This window comes from Bartonella sp. SD1336NMGDW (assembly GCF_042193565.1).
GTDB classification, from domain to species: domain Bacteria; phylum Pseudomonadota; class Alphaproteobacteria; order Rhizobiales; family Rhizobiaceae; genus Bartonella; species Bartonella grahamii.
In genome coordinates, this window is sequence record NZ_JBHILW010000012.1 from 28,077 (window position 1) to 49,619 (window position 21,543).

Annotated in this window: 24 protein-coding genes; 20 read left to right on the forward strand and 4 right to left on the reverse strand. The window is 39.3% G+C overall.

Translation table 11 applies throughout. The annotated features are described in order from the left end of the window. Positions 1-364 precede the first annotated feature (364 nt). Positions 365-583, forward strand: a complete 219-nt coding sequence (locus ACFIKH_RS07110; RefSeq protein ID WP_375648699.1) for a hypothetical protein — start codon at positions 365-367, stop codon at positions 581-583. A gap of 573 nt (positions 584-1,156) precedes the next feature. Here ACFIKH_RS07110 and ACFIKH_RS07115 read toward each other — a convergent pair. Continuing rightward, positions 1,157-1,726 carry a hypothetical protein gene (locus ACFIKH_RS07115; protein WP_375671301.1) on the reverse strand — a complete coding sequence of 190 codons (570 nt, stop codon included), beginning with the start codon at positions 1,724-1,726 and terminating at the stop codon, positions 1,157-1,159. A 990-nt stretch (positions 1,727-2,716) separates the two neighbouring features. Here ACFIKH_RS07115 and ACFIKH_RS07120 point away from each other — a divergent pair. The 11 genes from ACFIKH_RS07120 (at position 2,717) to ACFIKH_RS07170 (ending at position 10,206) form a co-directional block, all read left to right on the forward strand. After that, positions 2,717-2,920, forward strand: a complete 204-nt coding sequence (locus ACFIKH_RS07120; protein WP_273788516.1) for a hypothetical protein — start codon at positions 2,717-2,719, stop codon at positions 2,918-2,920. Between the two features lie 982 nt (positions 2,921-3,902). Further along, positions 3,903-4,433 carry a hypothetical protein gene (locus ACFIKH_RS07125; protein WP_375626445.1) on the forward strand — a complete coding sequence of 177 codons (531 nt, stop codon included), beginning with the start codon at positions 3,903-3,905 and terminating at the stop codon, positions 4,431-4,433. Next, entirely contained in the window at positions 4,430-4,981 is a 552-nt protein-coding gene (locus tag ACFIKH_RS07130) for a hypothetical protein (RefSeq protein WP_375671303.1), read from the forward strand. Before ACFIKH_RS07125 ends, ACFIKH_RS07130 begins: the two co-directional genes overlap by 4 nt. A gap of 57 nt (positions 4,982-5,038) precedes the next feature. Further along, positions 5,039-5,596 (forward strand): hypothetical protein, encoded by a 558-nt coding sequence (locus ACFIKH_RS07135; RefSeq protein WP_375671305.1) that lies wholly within the window; start codon positions 5,039-5,041, stop codon positions 5,594-5,596. A gap of 199 nt (positions 5,597-5,795) precedes the next feature. Further along, positions 5,796-6,128 carry a hypothetical protein gene (locus tag ACFIKH_RS07140; RefSeq protein ID WP_375625322.1) on the forward strand — a complete coding sequence of 111 codons (333 nt, stop codon included), beginning with the start codon at positions 5,796-5,798 and terminating at the stop codon, positions 6,126-6,128. A gap of 551 nt (positions 6,129-6,679) precedes the next feature. Next, entirely contained in the window at positions 6,680-6,847 is a 168-nt protein-coding gene (locus tag ACFIKH_RS07145) for a hypothetical protein (protein ID WP_375671307.1), read from the forward strand. Positions 6,848-7,194: 347 nt separating this feature from the next. After that, positions 7,195-7,350, forward strand: coding sequence for a hypothetical protein (locus ACFIKH_RS07150; protein WP_375671309.1), 156 nt, complete (start codon positions 7,195-7,197; stop codon positions 7,348-7,350). A gap of 279 nt (positions 7,351-7,629) precedes the next feature. Next, the gene (locus tag ACFIKH_RS07155) at positions 7,630-7,986 is read left to right on the forward strand and encodes a hypothetical protein (protein WP_375626436.1); all 357 of its coding nucleotides are present in this window, start codon (positions 7,630-7,632) and stop codon (positions 7,984-7,986) included. Positions 7,987-7,998: 12 nt separating this feature from the next. Beyond that, positions 7,999-9,159 carry a DUF6990 domain-containing protein gene (locus ACFIKH_RS07160; RefSeq protein ID WP_375671311.1) on the forward strand — a complete coding sequence of 387 codons (1,161 nt, stop codon included), beginning with the start codon at positions 7,999-8,001 and terminating at the stop codon, positions 9,157-9,159. Positions 9,160-9,248: 89 nt separating this feature from the next. Next, entirely contained in the window at positions 9,249-9,623 is a 375-nt protein-coding gene (locus ACFIKH_RS07165; RefSeq protein ID WP_375625327.1) for a hypothetical protein, read from the forward strand. A gap of 10 nt (positions 9,624-9,633) precedes the next feature. Next, complete coding sequence (locus tag ACFIKH_RS07170) at positions 9,634-10,206, forward strand: hypothetical protein (protein WP_375671313.1); 573 nt, start codon at positions 9,634-9,636, stop codon at positions 10,204-10,206. Between the two features lie 1,813 nt (positions 10,207-12,019). On the opposite strand, the gene ACFIKH_RS07175 is transcribed toward ACFIKH_RS07170, so the two are convergent. Together ACFIKH_RS07175 and ACFIKH_RS07180 are read right to left on the reverse strand one after the other, a co-directional pair. After that, positions 12,020-12,535: a short-chain dehydrogenase gene (locus ACFIKH_RS07175; protein WP_375625331.1), complete on the reverse strand. Its 516-nt coding sequence runs from the start codon at positions 12,533-12,535 to the stop codon at positions 12,020-12,022. 18 nt (positions 12,536-12,553) lie between these two features. Further along, positions 12,554-13,117 carry an NADPH-dependent FMN reductase gene (locus ACFIKH_RS07180; RefSeq protein WP_375626426.1) on the reverse strand — a complete coding sequence of 188 codons (564 nt, stop codon included), beginning with the start codon at positions 13,115-13,117 and terminating at the stop codon, positions 12,554-12,556. Positions 13,118-13,646: 529 nt separating this feature from the next. Between ACFIKH_RS07180 and ACFIKH_RS07185 the strand changes: the two genes are divergently transcribed. The 8 genes from ACFIKH_RS07185 (at position 13,647) to ACFIKH_RS07220 (ending at position 20,534) form a co-directional block, all read left to right on the forward strand. Next, on the forward strand, positions 13,647-13,796 hold the full coding sequence (locus ACFIKH_RS07185; RefSeq protein ID WP_375671315.1) for a hypothetical protein: 150 nt from the start codon (positions 13,647-13,649) through the stop codon (positions 13,794-13,796). Between the two features lie 428 nt (positions 13,797-14,224). After that, entirely contained in the window at positions 14,225-14,758 is a 534-nt protein-coding gene (locus tag ACFIKH_RS07190) for a hypothetical protein (RefSeq protein WP_375671317.1), read from the forward strand. Between the two features lie 298 nt (positions 14,759-15,056). Beyond that, positions 15,057-15,686, forward strand: a complete 630-nt coding sequence (locus tag ACFIKH_RS07195) for a hypothetical protein (RefSeq protein ID WP_375671319.1) — start codon at positions 15,057-15,059, stop codon at positions 15,684-15,686. A 296-nt stretch (positions 15,687-15,982) separates the two neighbouring features. Continuing rightward, on the forward strand, positions 15,983-16,582 hold the full coding sequence (locus ACFIKH_RS07200; RefSeq protein ID WP_375626416.1) for a hypothetical protein: 600 nt from the start codon (positions 15,983-15,985) through the stop codon (positions 16,580-16,582). A gap of 225 nt (positions 16,583-16,807) precedes the next feature. Next, positions 16,808-17,386, forward strand: coding sequence for a hypothetical protein (locus ACFIKH_RS07205; RefSeq protein WP_375626414.1), 579 nt, complete (start codon positions 16,808-16,810; stop codon positions 17,384-17,386). 805 nt (positions 17,387-18,191) lie between these two features. Beyond that, the gene (locus ACFIKH_RS07210) at positions 18,192-18,563 is read left to right on the forward strand and encodes a hypothetical protein (protein ID WP_375625336.1); all 372 of its coding nucleotides are present in this window, start codon (positions 18,192-18,194) and stop codon (positions 18,561-18,563) included. Between the two features lie 17 nt (positions 18,564-18,580). Continuing rightward, positions 18,581-19,744, forward strand: a complete 1,164-nt coding sequence (locus ACFIKH_RS07215; RefSeq protein ID WP_375671321.1) for a DUF6990 domain-containing protein — start codon at positions 18,581-18,583, stop codon at positions 19,742-19,744. Positions 19,745-20,225: 481 nt separating this feature from the next. Then, positions 20,226-20,534 (forward strand): hypothetical protein, encoded by a 309-nt coding sequence (locus ACFIKH_RS07220; protein WP_375671323.1) that lies wholly within the window; start codon positions 20,226-20,228, stop codon positions 20,532-20,534. Positions 20,535-20,800: 266 nt separating this feature from the next. Here the strand turns inward: ACFIKH_RS07220 and ACFIKH_RS07225 are convergent, their stop codons facing one another. Continuing rightward, positions 20,801-21,124, reverse strand: a complete 324-nt coding sequence (locus tag ACFIKH_RS07225; RefSeq protein WP_375626407.1) for a hypothetical protein — start codon at positions 21,122-21,124, stop codon at positions 20,801-20,803. Between the last annotated feature and the right edge of the window lie 419 nt (positions 21,125-21,543).

A 21,543-nucleotide genomic window follows, 5' to 3' on the forward strand; every position in this document is an offset into this window, starting at 1 on the left:
GAAGAATTGTGGTTTTGAAATCCGTGGTATTTTATTGATGGAATTAGGAAGGCGATGGTTGGAAGATGTTACGGGGGCAAAGCTTAGGTGTTGCGCAGGGGATTTCCCGTGGGGGATGACTTAAATGGGGGCTCGTGGGTGGTTAGAGGTGTGATGGCTCTTCGAATGGCTATAGGGGGCTCTAAAGGTTTCTGTATAAAGATGTATTGATTACCATAAATGCTTTTCCTTCTTTGAAAAAGGAGGGAGCAAGGTGAAGGGAGAGGAGAGAATTGTGGTTTTGAAATCCGTGGTATTTTATTGATGGAATTAGGAAGGCGATGGTTGGAAGATGTTACGGGGGTAAAGCTTAGGTGTCGCGATTGTGTTGGCGATTGGGGCTATGCTGGCTGTCGTATTAGCGGTGGCGTGGTGGGTGGATGGTTACCGGTATAAGTTGTTGATGATGGAAGGGATTGTTGGTGGGGGATTTTTCTTTCGTTTAAGGGATGATGCTTTTAATTTTGTAAAAAAATCAATGGGGTGTTTTAATGATAAAATATTGATTTATAATGATGTTTTAGTCGTTATTGATCTTGAATGAGAAATCTAGATTATGCTGCAATCAAAGCCATGTCTCTTGTTCGTCATAAGATCAGGAAAGCTGTGTAGAATTGTACAAGAAAAGACGCACAATGACGATAATGAATTGTCTCAAGAGCTAAGGATATCGCGATATTGGGGGAAAATTGGATGATGAGGGCTGTTTGTTACAATAGGGGTAATGGGGAGGGGGTGTAATAGGGAGGGGAGGGTGATGGGGAGAAGGTTGCTGTATGAAGAGGGGGAAATATTTATCTTGTCCATGTCGTGAAATATGTCGTGAAATATTGTCCTTTGAGGCATGGGTAGATATATCGTTGAGGTGTGGTGATAAGTCTCTTTGACAGGTTGAAGCGTTTTTTAAGGGCTTGGTGGATATTTTAAAGCTTATTTGTTGTGTGCTTTAAGCTCGTCAATCCCATGAAATTCTATGAAAGGGCAAGTCCAGTGGATCTCAAGTGTAACTTGTCAAGAAGGATTGTCTCTTTATAACGGAGCTGGTTACAAAGAGGCATGTTACAAAGGAGGGTTTTAGAATCTTTATCCTGTGAGGGAGAGAAAACGATGGGTGTTTTTAGCCAATGCTCTTTTTGCTAGAACAGTCAAAATGTTTATAAAGGGCATCAAGAATAATACGCAACGAACCAACAAGATTAGGCAGCGGTTGATCTTCTATAACAAGATATTGTAATGCCGCATGAAAGTTGTGTTGACGATGCAAATATTGTGCTTCTTTAATCGCTTCTTGCATATCTTCATAGCAATTCGTTGCTCTTTGAACCCATTGCTTTTTTGCTTTCTCATCTGATGCGCTGTGCGTAAAACCATCATAATAGCCGTTTGGTAAGCCTTTTGCACATAAATAGTCGTTTCTGATTTGCAAGTATCTTTGCGCCGTGTCATATTGCTCCTTACTGATGCCTGATGAATCCCCTTTATAGCCAAGCAAACAAAGACGCCCAATATAGGTTCCAACAAGTGGATTTTTCGCTTCTTCAAGGCTTAAACCAAAGTGTTTTGCACGCATTTCAATCGCAGATTGAAGCGCAGATTCGCTGGGGCTTTGGGCACGTGAAATACGGCCATTGGGCTCTCTGAGTTTGCCTGTTATTCTCGGTCTACCGCGTTTTTTACGTATTTTCATGAACTTAACCATTTAAATGAAAAATAAACTGTCTGTTGATGGGGGACAGTGATGTAAAAAGCACTTTGAGCAAATACTGTGGGAGCAAATACTGTGGGAATATGAGCCGTTGCAGATCAAAGGAGAAACGGATACTAAAGGCGTCTTTCAGCACAAAGAACAGCAACGGTGTGGGGCGAAAAAATCATCTTTAAGGTGTTTTTTACCATTTTTATCTTATCCCTATCAGTCTTATTTCTCGCTCCTATCATGCTTATTTTTTCATGGATAGCGGGTTATTTGCTTTCTAAAGATTTCTCAACCTTTCTGGAACAGTTGAAAAGAAACTTTTGTCACATGTGAATAAATAAACAAGAATGATGTTTTATGGGTATGTCGTTATCTTTCTAATAGGAAGTCTTTTCTAGTAGGATTATTTGCTTTCTTTCTCATGAGCGCTTCGTGGAAACTTTTCAGTTTTACCTTTGAAAAGTCATTGTTTTTATCATCCGTTGAGCTTTGTTATTGGGAGGTATATTGGGGTTTTCTTATTGGGCGCTGTACCAAGATGTCTGATGTAGATTAAGCTGCAAAATATATCTTTATCTTTTATAGAGGATTTTATCTTTTTTTGAGCGACACAGAGCTTAAAAAACAAACTTTTCAATGTGCTTATAATAGCATAAGATCCTTATATTTTCAAATAAAATATGGTTCATCAGTTCAAAATAACAAAATAAACTGTGGAGGATCAAGCAATTTACGGTAATCTTTTATAGAGGATAAAATTTTTTCATTTTGCTGTTTTAATGGATTTCATAAAAAAGGGAGGTGGTCACTTAAATGGTTAAATGACGGGATGCAATATCCAAAGAAGCTTTATAAGCGGCAGGTAGCTTGATAAAAGAGGCGTTTATTAAGAAATGCTTTTATAAAGGTGGGGGCTATGAGGTGTAAGACATTTCTTTTTTAATTTTAAAATAGGGGCTTTTTGAATCAAGAAATTTTAAAATGAGAATTGAAAAATTGCAAAGCTGCTGTGGGCGCATTTTAGATAATCGGTTGTTTGGTTTGGTCTGTGGGGCGTGCTTATTGCTTCACGCTTTTGTTTATCGCGTTCTTGTTTCTCACATTCTAGGGGCACATCTCTTACGTCATACACAATGCCTCAAACGGAATATACTTATTGCGGCATATTCACGCGCTTGTTTTTAAGAGACATCTCTTACATGTGCTCGAGCCCATTTCACGACGGTGGCTCAAGAAGGGCATCTATGGTAAAGCTTTCATGATAATATAACTTTATTAAGGATCATCATTTTTAGGATTCATAAAAGCGTAAGCTGGTATCATCGCATATTTTGCCAATCCCCAATATGTATTACAAGCTCTTGGCATTTGAGACGGTTTATAAGAGGCATTTTCATTGTACAATTTCACTGCGCATGGCTCTCCCACTTTTTACGTACAAGCAAATAAATTTTATTGATTCAACAGGGGATAGATTTGAAATGAGAGAATCTTACAGCATTTTGGATGTGTTGATTATCAAGATACAAAGTGCTTGTGAAAATGTTTTTCATCTTGTTATGCCATAAAATACTGTCATTTGAGGCGGATATAGGAAGGTTTATGAGGCATTGTAACTTTTGACGCATTAAGTGTTAAAAATTAGGGTGCCAATGTTAAGGAAGGACTTTTGTTAAGGGAGAAGTTGTTCGTAGAGCGCTTTATGCAAGTGGAACCCATAAGTGCTCAGCAGGCGGAGTGCACTTAAGAGCAATGGGATTGTTGACAAACTGAGGTGGGTTTTAAAATCTTCATTCTTTGAGATGAGCAAGGAATATCATCATCCTTTGCTTTATATATACTCGGCTTCATTTAAGCGGTGAAAACACTGTCGTTTATGGTGGGCATGTCAGTTTTCCACATGAGATGTTTTTTAGATTAAATATTTGTTGGATTTTTGTAAAACGGTGTCTTTTAGGGTTTGTGTGATCGATAAAGAGAGGAAAAGGGGTGTTTGGGCTTGTAAGCGCGTCATGTATAAGCGCGTATAGGGTACGTGAATAAAATATTTATAGGGGAGATTATAGTGCTTGCTTTACTCTGAGAAGAGTGCTAAGCGAATTTACCGCGCTGGTGGCGTGCTATCAAATTTGAAGAGTGGGAATTTTAAAAGTGGGGGAGTATCCGTATGATCGAAGATAAATCACAACACCAATCTGCCCATGAGGGAAATAAGGCTTTCGTATCACAGCCAGTGTTGGATCAATCGGCAACTTTCAAAAAATGGATGATGCTTTCAACAGGCGATTACGTCATCATTTTGTGTTTGGCTATCCTCTTGTTGGTGCTTTTTTCCGCGACTGTCTATATGGAGCCTTTGGAATTTTTTCACGTTATATCCAAAGAACAGCTCCAAGCACTGGGACAAACGAAACAAAAAAGTTTTCAGGAAATAATTCAGGAGAGCCTTGCACATCCTTTTAAAAATCCTATCATCGAGCATTTGCTTGATGCGGGGTGGAATAGTGTTTGGGCTTTTTTATGTTTCTTACCGCAAATGATTTTTTGTTTTCTTTTTGGTTTTTTTCCGCTCTTTTTTGTCTTTAACGCCATATTTAAACGGGATGTGAAGGAAATGATGAAGCTGTGGGAAACCTTGCCAGAGCAGCAACAGCTAAACAACCAATCTCTGACAGAAGACTATAGGAGGGGAAAGTGACCGCTTCTTTAATCATTGGAATGTTGATCGCCGTAGGGACGGCAATTTTTATTTGTTCTGCAATTTTTATGGTATTCCTTTCTACCATGGTGACAATCGTTGCACTTTATTATTCGTTGATAAAACGGACAATCTTGTTATTGGTGACGCAGCGAAAATTAAAAAAGGGTGCAGCGCAGAATTTGAGGCATAATCAGGCAGAGGGTAGGGGACAGAATACAGTTCTTGCAACACAGTTCAGTGCCTTTTCTTTTCAAGAATCTTTGCTTCTCTCAAAAAAAGATTATTTTATGATCTTTTCTATCGCTTTCGTTATGGTTGCACTTTGCACAGGTGTTGTCGTTTTTTTAGCGTTTCTTCCAAAATCTGCAATTTTTTTGCACAATTACGTGCCTATTATAGTGCTTCACATTATTGATTTTGTCATGAAACTGCTGTTGTGGTTCTGGGTATGTATTGTTGTTTCTTTACCTGTCATTTTAATTCTCCATAGTTTCCTTCAGTATGGCGTGCAAGAAACAGTAAAGGAATTAGAAACATTTGCTTGAGCAGAGGATAAAAATGATGATTTCACATCAATGCGATAGGGAAAAAAAGGGAGCATTATGATGCAGCATTTGGCTTTTTTAGGGTTCGTTATCATTGCCATTTTAATGGTTATGGTCGTTGTTAGGCTTCCTTACTTGTTAATCAAGCATATGAGGTTATCTTTTAAACTCGCTCAAGGCTTGAAAAAGAGTACGACGCAACAAAAGCAAGCCATACAACAATTGCGCAATGATCGGGGAGAAATGAAAAGACACAATCTCGTATTTAAGACCCTTGATGCGAAAATGCGCTTTCTTAACTTCAAAGAATCTCTGCCTTTTTCTTCAAAAGAATGTAAAATAATCTTTTTTATCCTTATTCTCTTTTCTGTTTTGCAATCTGCTTGCTCTATCGCAAATTTTGTATGGTGGAAAAATGATAGTGTTGCCTTTATTATACAGCTGTTGAGCCTTCTATGGTTAGGGATTTTTCTCTTTTCTCCGATCATTGGGATCATGTGCATAAAGTTAACGAGAAAATTAAACAAAACACTTCCACAATTGGAAGAAGCGATACAACAACGCGATCAGGCAATGCGTATGCAGAATGTGGAAGGGGGACAAAATGACGAGTAGTCTTATAACATTAATAGCCATTTCTTTCCTGTGTTTTACGCTTTTAAATGTTTTAATATGGGTGCCGATTTTTATCATTTATTACGTGTTTATCAAGCGTGCGCGGCTTTATTGTCGCGTGAAAAAGGAACTGAAATGTGTGCTTAATGAACGCGATATTGCCTTAAAACAGATCTCCCCAAAATAAAAAAGCAGCAGAATGTTTGATAAAAAACAGCTTTCTCTTGTTTGGCAAGACTATAAAAAAATATTTTATATTTCTACGGTCATAGTGACAGCTCCAATAGTTATAACGGTTGTCGTTCAGATATGGAGAGGAAGGGACTTTGTTTCTCTTGTTGTATTCGAGCCACTAGCATGGATGCTTGCCAGTGCTTTTTTATTCTTACCGATTGTTTTTATTATGCGTTTTATCGTGACACGTCAGTTGAAGAAAATGATAGGGCAATTGGAAGAAGAGGTTGAGCAGAAAAAAGCTCTCGTCATATTATACGATGTGAGCGAGGGAAAAGTGAGCGAGGGGACAAAGTGAAGAAAGGCTTTTGTTTGAGTGGGGCTTTTGCTTGAGCGGGTGCGGTGACAAAGTGAAAGGATGCCATAAGCCTTGCCTTTGATATGTTCATTAAGAAGCATGGGGTACACTTCATGTTTTGTGCTTTTTTTATATTTGTGCTGTGTTTTGAAAAGAATTGAGGCTTTTGCTTGAATGGGGCTCTTGCTTGAATGGGGCTTTTGCTTGAGCGGAGTTCTTGTTTGAGCGGGTGCGGGGGCAAAGTGAAAAGAGGCTTTTTTTGGGTTTTACTTGCTGTTGCTGTTTTCTTTAAGAGAGAAAATCTTGTAACTTATTTTCTTTTTATCAAGTATAAAAATGTGTCTTACCAAGCGATATTGAGAGCGAAAAATCTATATTAAAGCACAAGATGCGGCGGTGGTGTTTGGGGCAGAAAAATCCATTTTCTGAGAAAATGGAGAGGCAAGGCGCATAAAGAAGGCGTGCCAAAAGCTTTAAGTTTTTGATCAAGACGTTTTGCTCCATGGAAAGTGCAATAGTGCTTTTAAAGAGCTTGGGGTGGAGGGGAGAAATTGAAAGAAAAGGGGGGGACACCTATTTATTTACGAGACCGCGAGGGGCAGTTTCTCTTTCTGGATGAAAAAGGTTTTGTGCAATTTGATTATGGAATTGTGGGAGGCGCTGGTATACATGCTGCAGCTTGCCAAATATTAATCCTTATCATTTTGGGGCTTTGCTAGATTGACAACTGAGCTTTGAAGCAAAGGGGTGGGTTTTAAGGCAAAGGAATTGAAAATTTTTGAGGAAAAGGTAAGCGCCCAGTGATTACACCGTGTGCTTGAGGACGCTTTAGATAAGGGCAATGACTGAGGTTGATCTGGGAATGAGGTTGATCTGGGAACGAGGTTGGTCTTGGCAGCGTGCTTGGGCCTTTCAATATGGGGCATCACCTTGGAAAAAGAAAATTGTAGCCCCCCTCAGTTGACTTCTTATTTGCTGCGCACCCTTGGGGTTTTGGCATTGCTTGCTGATATTAATACTTGATAGCTTTCTCACAAAAGCTTTATGGAAGGTGAGAGGCTGGGCTTTGAAAAAAATATCAAAAAAGTCCATTGGGGCCGGCTTTTTGGGTGGTTCAAATCGTCATAAAGACAAAGCAACTTCGTTACGATTTTTTTGCATCAGTTGGCTTCTTCTTTGCAAAGAAGCTTATCTTCCTGAAAATAAAAAGAGCAGTGATTAGAATTTTAGAGCCTCAGACCCAAATTTGTGCAATAGAAGAAGATATTTGTATGAACATTTAATCGACGAGAAAAGAGAAGCCTTAAGACAACAGAGGATACACTGTGCGTGATAAAAACATGATGTTTGAAGGTAATGGAAAAAAATGCAACTCTGATATTGTCTTTATAAAAGATGAGGGATACAAGCGCTTGATATTGATGAACCCTCATTCATTGTGAGGACGAAAGCTTCGGTTCATGAAAATGGCTTAAAAATTGAAACAAATGAGGGATAAAAAATGAGGGGCAATGGAAAAAATGCATCATTGGACGAAGAGCCACGGTCGTTTTCGCTTGAAGAAGCGTTTTTGACAAGCAAAAATTATAAAGTCATCTTTTGCATTGCTTTCATTATTAGCGCTTTTAAAGTGGCACTCGTTATATTTTTTGAGTGGGATTTGACAGAGTGGTCGAATTATATTCTGTTCATTTTAACATTAATATTGGGTTTTATATCAACGCTTCTTTTTGTGCTTATTCCTGTTGCCTTTGTGGTCCGCATCATTTTTACGCGTTTGTTGAAAAAAAAGATCAAGCAGTTGGATCAAGAAATCTGGCAGCGGAGCAAAACCGCTTCTCAACAAAACAGCGCGTGAAGGGAGGGGAAAATGATAGATATTAAAATGATAGATATTATTGTTGTACTCTCGTGGGGTGTGGGCTTGACGCTTTTCACGCTGCTTTCTGCTGTGGTCACGATGTTCATTTGGGCATTGTATTATTCTACTTTCAAGCGGGTGAGACTGTATTGCCAAGTGACAAAAGAATTAAGCCGCGTGCTTGAACAACCTGTTGCTTTTGAGCCGTCTAGTGGGGAAATGCCGATGATTAAGCCGTTATCTGAGGAAAAAGAGTTTACAGAGTTTTCTCTTTCTGATGAGGAAATCCTAACGATGGAAAGTGCAACGGCGCTTTTAAAGAGTTTGGGGTGGAGGGTGGAAATTGAAGGAAAAGGGGATCATTTGGCCACCTATTATTTACCAGATCGTGAAGTGCAGTTTCTTTATAATGCTGAGAAGGGGTATCCGCGATTTGATTGTGCAATTGCGGTGGTTTCTGGTATCCATGCGGCGGCTTGCCAAACGATAGACCCTTATAATTCTGGAGGCTTGATTGCTCTCGAATTGAGTTTTGATGTGAAGGGGTTGGAAATTTTTGAAGAAAAGGTAAGTGCCCAGCATTTACGCTGTGCACTCGAGAAAGCTTTAGAAAAGGCAATGACAGAGGTTGATCTTGGTAATATGCTTCGCTCTCAATATCGCATCCTTCCTTGGGAAAACAAAGTTGTGGTCCCTCAGTTGGCTTCTTATTCGCTGCGCTATCTTGCAGCTTTGGCATTGTTGGGTGATGTTGAAACCTTACACGCTTATCACAAAAGCTTTCTGGAAGGTGAGAAACTGGGCTTTGAGACAAGCATCGAAGAGGAGCATCTGGAACGCGCGATGATAATCGCTCAAGCGGTAGAAAAGACAAAGCAACCCAGTTACGATTTGCTTCAACAGGCGGCAAAGGATTTTTCCATGGAGGTGGAGAGCTATGAATATTTTAGAGCCTCAGATCCTAGTTTGTGCAATAGAAGAAGAGATTCTTATGAAAAATTGATCGAGGAAAAAAGAGAAGAATTAAGACAACAGGGATATTTCGTTTACGAAAAGGACGCGATTTGTGAAGTTGATGGAAAAAACTATCGTCCTCATATTCTTTACATAAAGGATGGGGAGTTAGAATATATGGATGTAGAAATTAGGATTGATGAAAAAAATTATTGAGAAAAAATAAAGCGTTTAGATAAATTAAAAAGAGCTTAAACCTAAAAATAGAGCGTAAAAAGCGCGAAGTGTAAAAGCAGAGGGGATCAATGCAGGAGAAAAATGCGCCATTTGAAGAGTCTTTCTTTTCATTCAAAAAATTGACGGTGCCTTCAGTGGAAAGCCGTAAAGGGGTGGGGAGTTGTGAAATAATAGGGCGTTCCTTTTTCACTATGTTTTGCACATGTCTTATCATGATGGCTTTAGAAGTTCCTGCGGGTGCAAAGTCTCTGGTACAGCCGTTGCAGTGGATAAGATGGGAAGGAATTGGTTCTTTTATTTTTCTCTTGCCGGTGTTGATTTGGTTTTGTCTTCTTACACCTCTTCCTATTTTGTGGGGGCTGCGCTCCGTTAAAGAGCGTAAATTGGAAAAAATAAAGCAAAAATTGGAAGAAGAAATAAAGCAGCAGGAGATTAATCAATGAGGTTATACGCATGAGGAGTGAGGCCGCGGTTTTTATTTTGTTTCTGCCAATTGGATGTTTTCTTCTAAATGCAGTTACAGTTTTTGCTATTTTTGTGAATATGATTATTGTGGCGCCTTATTATTCTTTAATCAAGCGTTTGAGGCTCTATTACAGAGTGAAAAAACAAAGACGTTTGATGAAAGAACAGCCGCAGCATTTTTGTTTCTTTGAAAAAAGCGGAAAAGGGAAAGAGAGAGTGCCGCAAAACTTAGCACTAGAAACACAGATAAGTTCTCATTCGTTAAAAAAATGGCTCGCTTTTTCACGCAAAGATTATATCCTCCACGCATGCCTCTCTTTCATTATTATGTTTTTCAAAGTTTATGTCTATGTGATTTTCTTTAAAGGGATCGATGAGATAGATGAGAGCAGATTTGAATATATTGCCATTCTCTTGCTCTTCTGGTTTTTTTTATCGGTATGTATTTTTGCAACGATTCCTGTTGTTGTGATCCTTCGTGAAATTTTAACTCATCGATTGAAAAAGAAGATTCAGCAATTGGAAGAAGTGACTGAAGAAACCCAATCAATCAATTTATAAAGAGAAGGGAATAAAATGCATTACGCAATGGCGGCAGCTTACACGCTGATTTTGATCATTCTGCTGGGGGGTATTTTTGATTTGTTCTTAACAATACCCATTGTGGCACTGTATATTTCTTTTATAAAGCGTTTGATATCGTATTACAAGGTTACGCGGCAATTAAATGCAGCGCTGAAAAAGCGTGTGTAGCCCTCATGTCATGGGGGGAGATGTGAGTTTTAGATCATGCCATTGCTTCACGGCTTGGGAGGAGGGCATGGATTATTTTTTTCATTTTATGCTGATCTCTGTTTGAAAAGGCTGATGTCAATGAATAGGCTTGTAATAGGCTTGTAGTATGCTGGGGCTGTTTATCGGAAGTTTTCTTTTTTTCTGTGAATTTGCAAAATCGTAAAAACGTGTAACTGTAATGGCTGGGATGTGTGGTTGGTGAAAAGCCGTGAGGGTTTTGGGGCGGTTGGGATAAAGAGGGTGCCAATGGAGGGGCTGGATTGTAAAATGCGTCAAAATTGGAATGGGGGAATGGAGGGCGTTTGGTGAAAAGGGCTGGTGGCAAGTAATAGGCTGGTGATAGGCTTGTAGTATGCTGGGGCTGTTTATCGGAAGTTTTCTTTTTTTCTGTTAATTTACAAAATCGTAAAAACGTGGAACTGTAAAGGCGCAGATGTGTGGTTGGTGAAAAGCCGTGAGGGTTTTGGGGCGGTTGGGATAAAGAGGGTGCCAATGGAGGGGCTGGATTGTAAAATGCGTCAAAATTGGAATGGGGAAATGGAGGGCGTTGGGTGAAAAGGGCTGATGTCAAGTAATAGGCTGGTGATAGGTCAGTGATAGATTTGTGATAGGCTGGTGATAGGTTTCAATGGGGCTGTTTATCGGAAGTTTTCTTTTTTTCTGTGAATTTATAAAATCGTAAAAACGTGGAACTGTAAAGGCGCAGATGTGTGGTTGGTGAAAAGCCGTGAGGGTTTTGGGGCGGTTGAGGAGAAGAGGGTGCCAATGGAGGGGCTGGATTGTAAAATGCGTCAAAATTGGAATGGGGAAATGGAGGGCGTTGGGTGAAAAGGGCTGATGTCAAGTAATAGGCTGGTGATAGGTCAGTGATAGATTTGTGATAGGCTGGTGATAGGTTTCAATGGGGCTGTTTATCGGCAGTTTGCTTTTTTCTGTGAATTTGCAAAATCGTAAAAACGTGGAACTGTAAAGGCGCAGATGTGTGGTTGGTGAAGAGCCGTGAGGGTTTTGGGGTGCTTGGGATAAAGAGGGTGCGAAGTACGTTGAAGTGTTTTTTTTAGGAGCGCATTGAAATTTCTTTAAAAAAGCTTGTCGAGTATAAGTCATGACGGGACGACTATGAGAGGGAAGTCAATTCGAACCTGCTAAAATTTGGACTGCTGAAAGAGAAGATTTTCGTGGGAACCTTACGTTGCGTAGAAACCATTGTTCCGTAGAAACTGTCGTTCTTTGAGGTGTGGGGAGAAAGGTCAGCTTTAAAATAGACAAAAAAATTCTAAACACAATTTGCTGTTTTAAGCTTTATACTATGACGCCCCATAAGATTATGCTGTCTAAGTCGCGTGAGAAGAGAATAAGTCCGTGTGAAGATCATAAACCGTCAGAGGGGGATAAGTCCAGGGGTAAAAAACGTTTGGTTTTGGGGCTTTTGATATAAGGATACTGTTTGAGAGGCGTAAGGGAGGGGGATTGTTCGTTCGCAAAGCCTATGATGTAAAGAGTATGGGCTATTCAAGAGGGTGTTCGGGTATGGATAGAGATTGAAGGGCATGGCTTCTTTGAAAAGCATAGGTATTGATCATAAGTTTTGTTTATTCATATGGTTTTTTATGGCATCCAGTACCTGTTGGCTTATCTCCTGATGAGTCAGCCATCGTGAACCTTTTGGGGTTGTTTTTTGTCCTAATTGAATGGGAATGAAATCAACCTTGTTTTTGCGCGCGCATTCGAGGACCATTTGATCATGCGTGTTGGAACCAAAAATATGAAGAATACATGGCGGTTTAGGCAAAAGAGCTAACTGCTCAATTAATGCGCAAGAAAATGCATGGGCGGACGAATGAATCCATAATATGCAATATTTTAGATCATGCCATTGCTTCACAGCTTCTAAAAATTGCGCCTTTGATGCCGCACAATCATAATTCAATGGCACACACATATGCTGTTTTTGCAATGCCTCAAGCTGGACTTTATGGGAAAGAAAGCGTGCAGCAATAATCACTTCTTGCGGCTCAAGTGACTGACACAAAGGCGCAAGCATCCCTGTGCCCCCTACCACTAGATAACGATAGTGCGCATCCTTTTTTTTCAAGTCCCCTCCCTTATTGCTTTAAATCACACCACGGTGCTTTAAAAATGTACACATTTCATCAGCAAGCCTTTCACAACGTGTTTGTATCTCTTCACTGATAACTTTCCAAGTACGACCGTCATCATCTGAGGAAAAATCTTCGGGGGAAGAGGCGATTTGACATTGGAGTGCATAACCATAAAGCGTGCGCACCAACGGCAATAAATGTTCACACGGTTGTGCGCATTTTTTGGCGGTACTTCCATGAGAGATAAGCCCAACAGGTTTATTTAAAAAGGCATTATAGCTCAAATTATCAAGAGCATTTTTTAAAACACCCGAATAAGACCCTTGATAAACGGGGCTTGCTAGAATAACGCCATCAGCCGCTGCAATGGTTTTTACAAACTCACGAACCGCAGCACTTGGATTAGCCTCTACCTGCTGATGATAATCTGGATCTGTTATCGGCAAGGGCTGTTCACGCAAATCAACCCAATGAAGTGATGCACCCCGCTTCATGAGGCAATCTGCTAAATAACTGGCTAAAGTTCGTGTTAATGAAGGTTGACGCACAGACCCCAAAATAATTGCTATATTCAATAGGATTTTCCTTTATCTTTTCCAGACAAGCCTATAACGCAAGGCTTATAAAGAATTGTGAGTAAAATGAAGCGATCATTATGCTGTCCATAGAGAGCAATTGTGATGATACCGCATAGTTATAGAATCAATCCATGCTAACAAGATTGTTGACAAAACAACACCTCAAACTTGAAGAGAATGTTAGTGCTTTCATTAATATTAAAACGCGTGATCTCAAAAATAGTGGCTGTCTCACTGTGTTAGAAGCGTTTTTATGAATATATTCTGAGCTATTGGCTTGCAAGATCCCCAATGAAAAATGGAAGATATCGTCATATTTTGATTTATAATGATCATTGATCCTTTTTAATTGGAATAAGAGAGTTGTAAGATTTTCTCATTTCAAATGCTCTTATTGCGCGATCATTTGCGCATCAATGGAAGTGACTTTTTTCATGTCTTAAATGGGGGGGCGGAAAACAGGGGGGGCGGAAAACAATTGATAAAAGAATAAAAATGCTTCTATCTTTTCAAGAGATAAGGGCTGTTGTCGAAGCTAGATATGGCTGTTGTAGGGCGCGCGGTATGGCTGTTTGTAGGGTGCGGGCGGGTATGGCTGTTTGTAGGGCGCGCGGTATGGCTTGTCGTAGAAGGGGTGGTGGGTATGGCTTGTTGTAAGGGGCAGGTTTTGTTGTAGGAGAGCGCGCGCCTAGGGTAAATGGGTAATCTCGTAGAGGAACGAGTATGGCTTGTCGCAAGGGGAGGGTATGGGTATCGTAGATGCGGTGGGCGGCGCATGTGAATGGTGCTGGGTTATACTTTTTATTGAAACAATAGGGGTGATAGAGTTTATAGTAAGGGGGATATATTCATGAGGGCGCTATTGTTATCCCCTTCATGGGTGCTGTTCATGAAATGGGGTGTACGCGCGTTGGTTTAGAAGTGTTGAGAGGTGTTTCTTTAAAACAAGCACGTGAATTGGCAAAAGTATTGGCAATATAAATATACAATACGAGTGTTCTCTGGGGTATTCTGTCTGACGATAATGGACGGAATTTTACTTGAGAGATTGTTTGTGTCCTTATAAAAGCCAAGGACAAACAGTTGTATAAAAGGGAAGAGCAAATGAAGGGGGAAAATTCCACATTTTATAACAAACTGTGCTCTGTTCTTTTTGGAAAATCATCTCGTTCTTATAAAGATCATATTATCATTTGTCTTATTTCTATCCTTATTGGGATAGGTCATAAAGCTCTTTTGATCCCATTAGAATCCAAGTGGTCGTTGAGTGTATCGCAGGATAGCACTCTTTTGGCGCTCTTTGTGCTGCGTGAAGTCATCATGGTGTGTGTTGTTTCCTTGATGCCTGTTTTATTGGTGCTTTATCTCATCTTAACGTATTTGTTGAAAAAAAAGATTCAGCAGTTAGAAGAGGTTATCCAGCAACGGGGTCACACAACCGATCAACAAAATAATCCAGTAAAAAAGGATAGAGAAAAAATAAGCTGTTTTTTTATCGTATACTTTTGGTTGATATTTCTGCTAGACGTCTTTTTTCCTGCGGGTGTTGTCATGCTCATTTTAGAATTTTACTATTTTGTTTTCAAGCAGGTGAGAACGTATCGTAAAGTGAGACGGGCATTAAAACGCGTAAGATAAAGAGAGTGACAAGGCGCTGTTGTAGCTATCGTGAGGGGGAAGAGGCAATGTTTGGAAGCTCGTGACATAGAGAAGAGGGGCTGAATGGTTGGAAAATCATCAGGCAAAGAAGAGAGTCTATTTTCTTTTGTAATGAGGAGGAGGCTGCTCTTCATCATTTGGAAGAGCAACCGCGCTTTTAGAAAGTTTGGGTTTTTTGTTGAAAATAAGGCAAGCGCTATGCATCGCACTTTTAGTGGTTCTTAAAAGAGCGGGCATGAGATAAAAAAATGTATTTTTCATAAAAAAAGGAAGAGCAATGAAGGGGAAAAATTCAGCATTTTATAATGAACTACGCCATTTTTTCGAAAAAAGTGTTTTTTCTATGCGAGAGCGTGTTGTCATTTGTTTCCTCTCCCTCATTATTGAGCTATGGAACAGGATTTTCTTTCTTGAGCTGTGGAACAGGATTCTCTCTCTCTCATCCTTGGATAGCAAAGAGTACAACATTTTCTCTCTTGAGTTATGGAACAGGATTTTCTTTCTCCTATCCTTGGGTAGCAATGGAGAACGGACAGGGTGGTGGGATACACCTCTTTTTCTCTCTTTGTATGCGTTTTGGAAAGTTATTATAGTGTGTGTTTTGGTCTTGTTCCCAGTTATGTTGATACTCGGCATCATATTGTGGTTTTTGTTGGTAAAAAATATTCGGAAATTGAAAGGAATAGATCAGCAACGGGGTAAAATAACCGATCAAAAGGATCGGTATAAAGAAAGTGTGAACTGGAAAATGGACGATATTCTTGTCATGATATTTGTTTTCGTGCTTATGTGCGTGACACTGTGGGTTGCTTGTATTCCCATGATGATTTTAGAACTTTATTATGGTGTCTTTAAGCAGGTGAGAAAGTATCGTAGAATGAGACGGCTACTAAAATGCATAAGATAAAGAGAGTGACAAGGCGCTTTTGTAGCTATCGTGAGGGGGAAGAGGCAATGTTTAGAAGCTCTCGTGACATAGAGAAGAGGGGATGGTTGGAAAATCATCAGGCAAAGAAGAGAGTCTATTTTCTTTTGTAATGAGGAGGAGGCTGCTCTTAATCATTGGGAAGGGCAACCGCGCTTTTAGAAAGTTGGGGGGTTTTGTTGAAAATAAGGGAAGCGCCATGCATCGCACTTTTCGTGGTTCTTAAAAGAGCGGGCATGAGATAAAAAAATGCGTTTTACATAAAAAAAGGAAGAGCAATGAAGGGGAAAAATTCAGCATTTTATAATGGACTGCGCCATTTTTTCGAGAAAGATTATTTTTCTGTGCAAGAGCATGTTGTCATTTGTTTCCTCTCCCTCATTATTGAGCTATGGAACAGGATTTTCTTTCTCTCATCTTTGGGTAGCAAAGAGAACTTGACAGGGTGGTGGGATACACCTCTTTTTCTCTCTCTGTATGCGTTTTGGAAAGTTATTACAGTGTGTGTTTGGGTCTTGTTCCCAGTTATGTTTATACTCTGCTTCATATTGCGGCGTTTGTTGGTAAAAAATATTCGGAAATTGAAAGGAATAGATCAGCAACGGGGTAAAATAACCGATCAAAAGGATCGATATAAAGAAAGTGTGAAGTGGAAAATGGACGATATTCTTGTTACAATATTCAGTTTCGTGCTTGTGTTCGTGACAGTGTGGTTTGCTGCTATTCCCGTGGGGATTTTACAACTTTATTATGGTGTCTTTAAGCAGGTGAGAAAGTATCGTAGAATGAGACGGCTACTAAAACGTAAGATAAAGAGAGTGACAAGGCGCTTTTGTAGCTATCGTGAGGGGGAAGAGACAATGTTTAGAAGCTCGTGACATAGAGAAGAGGGGATGGTTGGAAAATCATCAGGCAAAGAAGAGAGTCTATTTTCTTTTGTAATGAGGAGGCTGCTCTTCATCATTTGGAAGAGCAACCGCGCTTTTAGAAAGTTTGGGTTTTTTGTTGAAAATAAGGGAAGCGCCATGCATCGCACTTTTCGTGGTTCTTAAAAGAGCGGGCATGAGATAAAAAATGCGTTTTTCATAAAAAAAGGAAGAGCAATGAAGGGGAAAAATTCAGCATTTTATTTAGCATTTTATAATGAACTACGCTATTTTTCTGGGAAAGATTATTTTTCTGTGCGAGAGTGTGTTGTCATTTGGTTCCTCTCGCTCATTATTGAGTTGTGCAACAGGATTTTATTTTTCCCATCCTTGGGTAGCCAAGAGAACTTGACAGGGTGGCAGGATACACCCCTTTTTCTCTCTCTGTGTGCGTTTTGGCAAGTTATTACAGTGTGTGTTTGGGTCTTGTTTCCAGTTCTGTACATACTCTTCATAACATTGTGGCTTTTGTTGAGAAAAAATACTCAAAAATTGAAAGAAATAAACCAGCAACGGGGTAAAATAACCGATCAAAAGGATTGGTATAAAAAAGGCGATAGAGAAAAATGGAGTGATATTCTTGTTACAATATTCGGTCTCGTGCTTCTGTTCGTGACACTGTGGGTTGCTTGTATTCCTATGATGATTTTACAACTTTATTATGGTGTCTTTAAGCAGGTGAGAACGTATTGCTGCTTAAGAAAAGAACTGAAAAACGTCTTGCAAGAACAGGATACAGCGTTTGAGAAGTCATGAGAGGGAAAAATAATGAAGAAATTATGAGAGATTCAGCCTTTATAGGGATTTCTCTCTATACCATTTTGCCTCTGATATGTTTTGGTGCTCTTTCATGGGTTGTCCGTAAATATTGCTCTAAGGAGCAGTGTTGAGGGTGGCATTGAGTGAAAGAAAAGCCGATTATGGATTAGTATTGATAAAAGCGTTATTACATGAGAGCCCATGGGGTTTAGAGCCTAGAGTGAGCGCTTGGGACTTACTTTATCGTTTGAAATGTGAGGAAGGGTAAAAAATGTCATTTTTAAGTAGTGTTAAGCTCTTTTGTCTTTGAGATGTTTTTTTGTCTTTTTAAGTAGTCTTTGCCAATTAAGAAGCACTTGCTAAGCCTCAACAGCGTTTTAGTATGGTGATATTGATACAAAAATTTATGGTATTTTGTGTTTTTCAGTCTGCTTCATAGAGATTTGGAAGTAAATCCGATGATGTAGGGGATGTAGGGTCATTTTCTTGAAAATAGGAGAATTTTTGGGAAAAAAGCTGAATTGTGGCTATCGGTTACAGATTGGCGTGGTTTGAAAATCTTCACTGTTTGAGGTGTGAGGAAGGTAAGAGGGTAGCAAGGTACCACGAATATTATTATTTTTATTATGACGCAAACCATAATGGCCTGTGTACTTTTCTTTATTCCGGTGGTATTTGGGTTTTGCATCATCATAATGCGTAAATTGGAAAAAAGATCTAGAAACGAGAAGAGGCAATCTCTGTGTGATAGCAAATAAGCTCTCTGTCGCACGGGTCTTTTCAAAGAGTGAGAGGGGAATACATGAAGGAGCAAAATTGGGCATCAGAGCAAGAAACGCATAAAGGAGCGCATTCTTTTTCGCTCCAGCAAGTGTTGCTCTCAGCAAAGGATTATAAAATTATCTTTGCTATTGCTGTTCTCATTATCATGTGGAAAATGGTTATAGAAATACCAGGTGTATTGAATTGGCAGCTGACAGGGTGGCAATATGTTGTGCATGCCGTTCTCTTTAAAACAACGGACATCATAACGGTTTGTGTTATTATTTTTATTCCGGTGATGTTATGGCTTCGCACCAAAGTGACGGGTGAGTTGTACAAAAATATTCAGAAACTAGAAGAAGCAATCTCGGTGCGAGAGCACATAAGCTCTCTGTCGCACGGGCTTTTTTAAAGACTGAGAGGGGAAAAATGAACAGTGATCCTATAGCCGTATTTCTATTAGATCCCGGATTCTGGGTGATGATTGTTATTTGCATGATCATTATCATGCTTGTTTTAGCTCTTTATACCTCTGTCTTTAAACGGATGAAAATGAATTTCCAAGTGAAAGGCGAGCTGGAAAGAGTGCTTAAAGAAAATGATCTTGCAACGCAGCAGTTTTGGAAAGATGAAGCCGTGGTGCAGAAGAGGCGTTTGCAACTAAAGGAAAAAGAGTTCTCTGCCGATTATGATGATGATGAAATTCTCACGATAGAAAGTGCAACGGGGCTTTTAAAAAGCTTGGGATGGTCGGTGGAAATCGAGGGAAAGGGAGATTATTTGGCAACCCTCTTTTTACCAGATCGTGAAGTGCAGTTTCTCTATAACGAGCAACGAGTGGAAGAGTTTTCGCCCTTTGATCGCGGACTTTTAATTATGAGCGGTATTTTTGCGGCGGCTTGTCAGACGATTAATCCTCATAATTCTGGGGTTGTGCCAACAGTATTTATGAATTTTGTACCCAATGGATTGGAAATTTTTGAAGAAAAAGTGAGCGCCCAGCGTTTAAAGAAAGCACTCGATAAAACTTTAAAATGGACAATGGAAGATGATTCTTTGCATGAAATGTTTCGCTCTCAATATGGTATTCCCCCTTGGGAAAAAGACTCTTTATCTTGGGCAACGGATGATGACATAGAGCTTGCACCTTATGCTTTGCTGCATCTTGCTGCTCTTGCCTTACTGGGTGATGTTGAGACTTTAGCTTCTTATGATGAAAGTTTTACGGCAGGGGAAAAGCTTGGCTTTGATGAAACCATTGAAAAAGTTCATTTGGAACGCGCGATGGTGATCGCTCAAGAAGTGAAAAGGGAAGGAAAGTTCAGTTACGATCTGCTGGAACGGGTTGCTGAGAAGTGGTCTATAGCCATGGACTATCAGCTTTTTAGAGTGAGATCTCCTAATACGTGTAATCAAAAACGCGCTTTTCATAAAAAATTAGTCGAGGAGAAAAAACAAGAATTAAGGGAACAAGGATTTGAAGGGGTGAGTGATGAACAGCTCGTGATTGAAGCAGAGGGGGTAAAACATGCTCCTGATATTACTTATATCAAAGATGGTGAAATCGCATTTATGGATATAAAAATTGATTAGTTTATTCTCCTGTTGAAGAAAAGTACCCTTATTTGAAAGAAGAAAAGCGCCATGATTGAGGCGCTTTCACACCTTTCATACCAGAGCAAAATAAAGTGCTCGAAAAATCAAGAATAATAGCCAAGATTTTAAAAAATAGACTGAAAATGGCTTGATCCTCAAGAATAGGGGAGAAAAATTGATTATAAATTCTGCTATCTTCTTAAAGACGGTTCCTTTGTTTTGTTAGAAAATGCTCATAAATTATCGCTTATTCAAGTGCTATGAGGGGGAAGTCCATTGACTAAAGCGCCTATGGAGGGAAGCTCTGTCGACTAAAGCGCTGTGGGGTGAGCTTAAAAGGAGAGTCCTCATTATTTGAGATGTGAGGAAGGGTAGAAAATGTCATTTTTGAGTAGTGTTAAGCTTTTTTACCTTTGAGGTGTTTTGGTGCTCTTTTATGGGTTGTCCGTAAATATTGCTCTAAGGAGCAGTGTTGAAGATGGCATTGAGTGGAAGAAAAGCCGATTATGGATCATTATTGATTAAAGGGAATAAGAGCCCATGGGATTTAGAGCCTAGAGTGAGCGCTTGGGACTTACTTTATCGTTTGAAATTGCGAGGAAGTTCAAAGAATGGTTTTGCTTGTAGGGGGGCGCGGTATATGGGTTGTTTTCGTATTTTTAGGAGCCTTGTTCATTCAAGCTTTGAAATGAATCCTATTGAAGTGGGGTTGCAGGGTCATTTTCTTGAAAATAGGAGAATTTTTGGGAAGAACAAGAAGAACAAAAGGATTGTGGACCCTCATTGACTAAAGCGCTATGGGGAAGTCCGTTGACTAAAGCGCCTATGGGGGGGGAGCTTAAGGGAAAAGCCCTCATTATTTGAGATGTGGGACAAGTAAAAAATGTCATTTTTGAAGGCGGTGATATTGAACAAATAAAAACACAATAAAAATTAAATTAAAACATCGGAAAAATTAAACTAAAAAAGGCCCCATTTTAAAAGGGCCTTTTTATTTAAATTTTACAATACACACAAAATGTATATAACCTTATTTTAAGAAATTTTTGTATCTTATACTCTAGCGGAAACCAGTTGTATAAAATATATAATAATTGATCCTAAAAAACCAGCTATTGCATTCAATAAACTTCTTCCTTTTTCGTATATATCGTTTATTGATGCTTGTTCTGAGGCGCTTCTATTACTGACTCTCAGTATATTCAATGTATCCGATGTGTCCCTTACTTGTTTAACAAACTGTAAATTTGTTTTCTCAATAGTATAAGGTGCAACAATAGGAGAGGGTTCTTTATTGACTATACGATCAGATTTTTGAATCGCGAGAGCTAAACCACTTGTAATTGCCCCCGCTATGAAAAAATATCTGATATTCATAGTTTTTTCTCCTATATTTATTTCGATAAATAAATATCGATATGTATCATACATAAATTCGATTTAAATAACTATAGTAAAAATACAACAGTCATAAAAAAGAATAAAGTTTGTCTATATTTTGACAAAATTTACCCTTAATTGCCTTAATGAATTCTTTCAGATTCGATTTTATGAAGGCGTAAAAAAGTTTGAAAGCTCTGTAGGCAAGTGGAATCCCATAAGGTGGGTGATACAATAGTTGCTAGCAAACTTCTTTTTTGTGCCTTTGACTAAGGATTCATAAAATGAGGGTTCATAAGAATGAAATACGATGAAAGTTGAGTAAAACCCGTTGAGGGGAAGGATGCACTCTTTATGAGGGCTGGAGTGCATCCTCTACAGTTTGGATACTTGCCTTATGAGGGTTGGGCAGTATC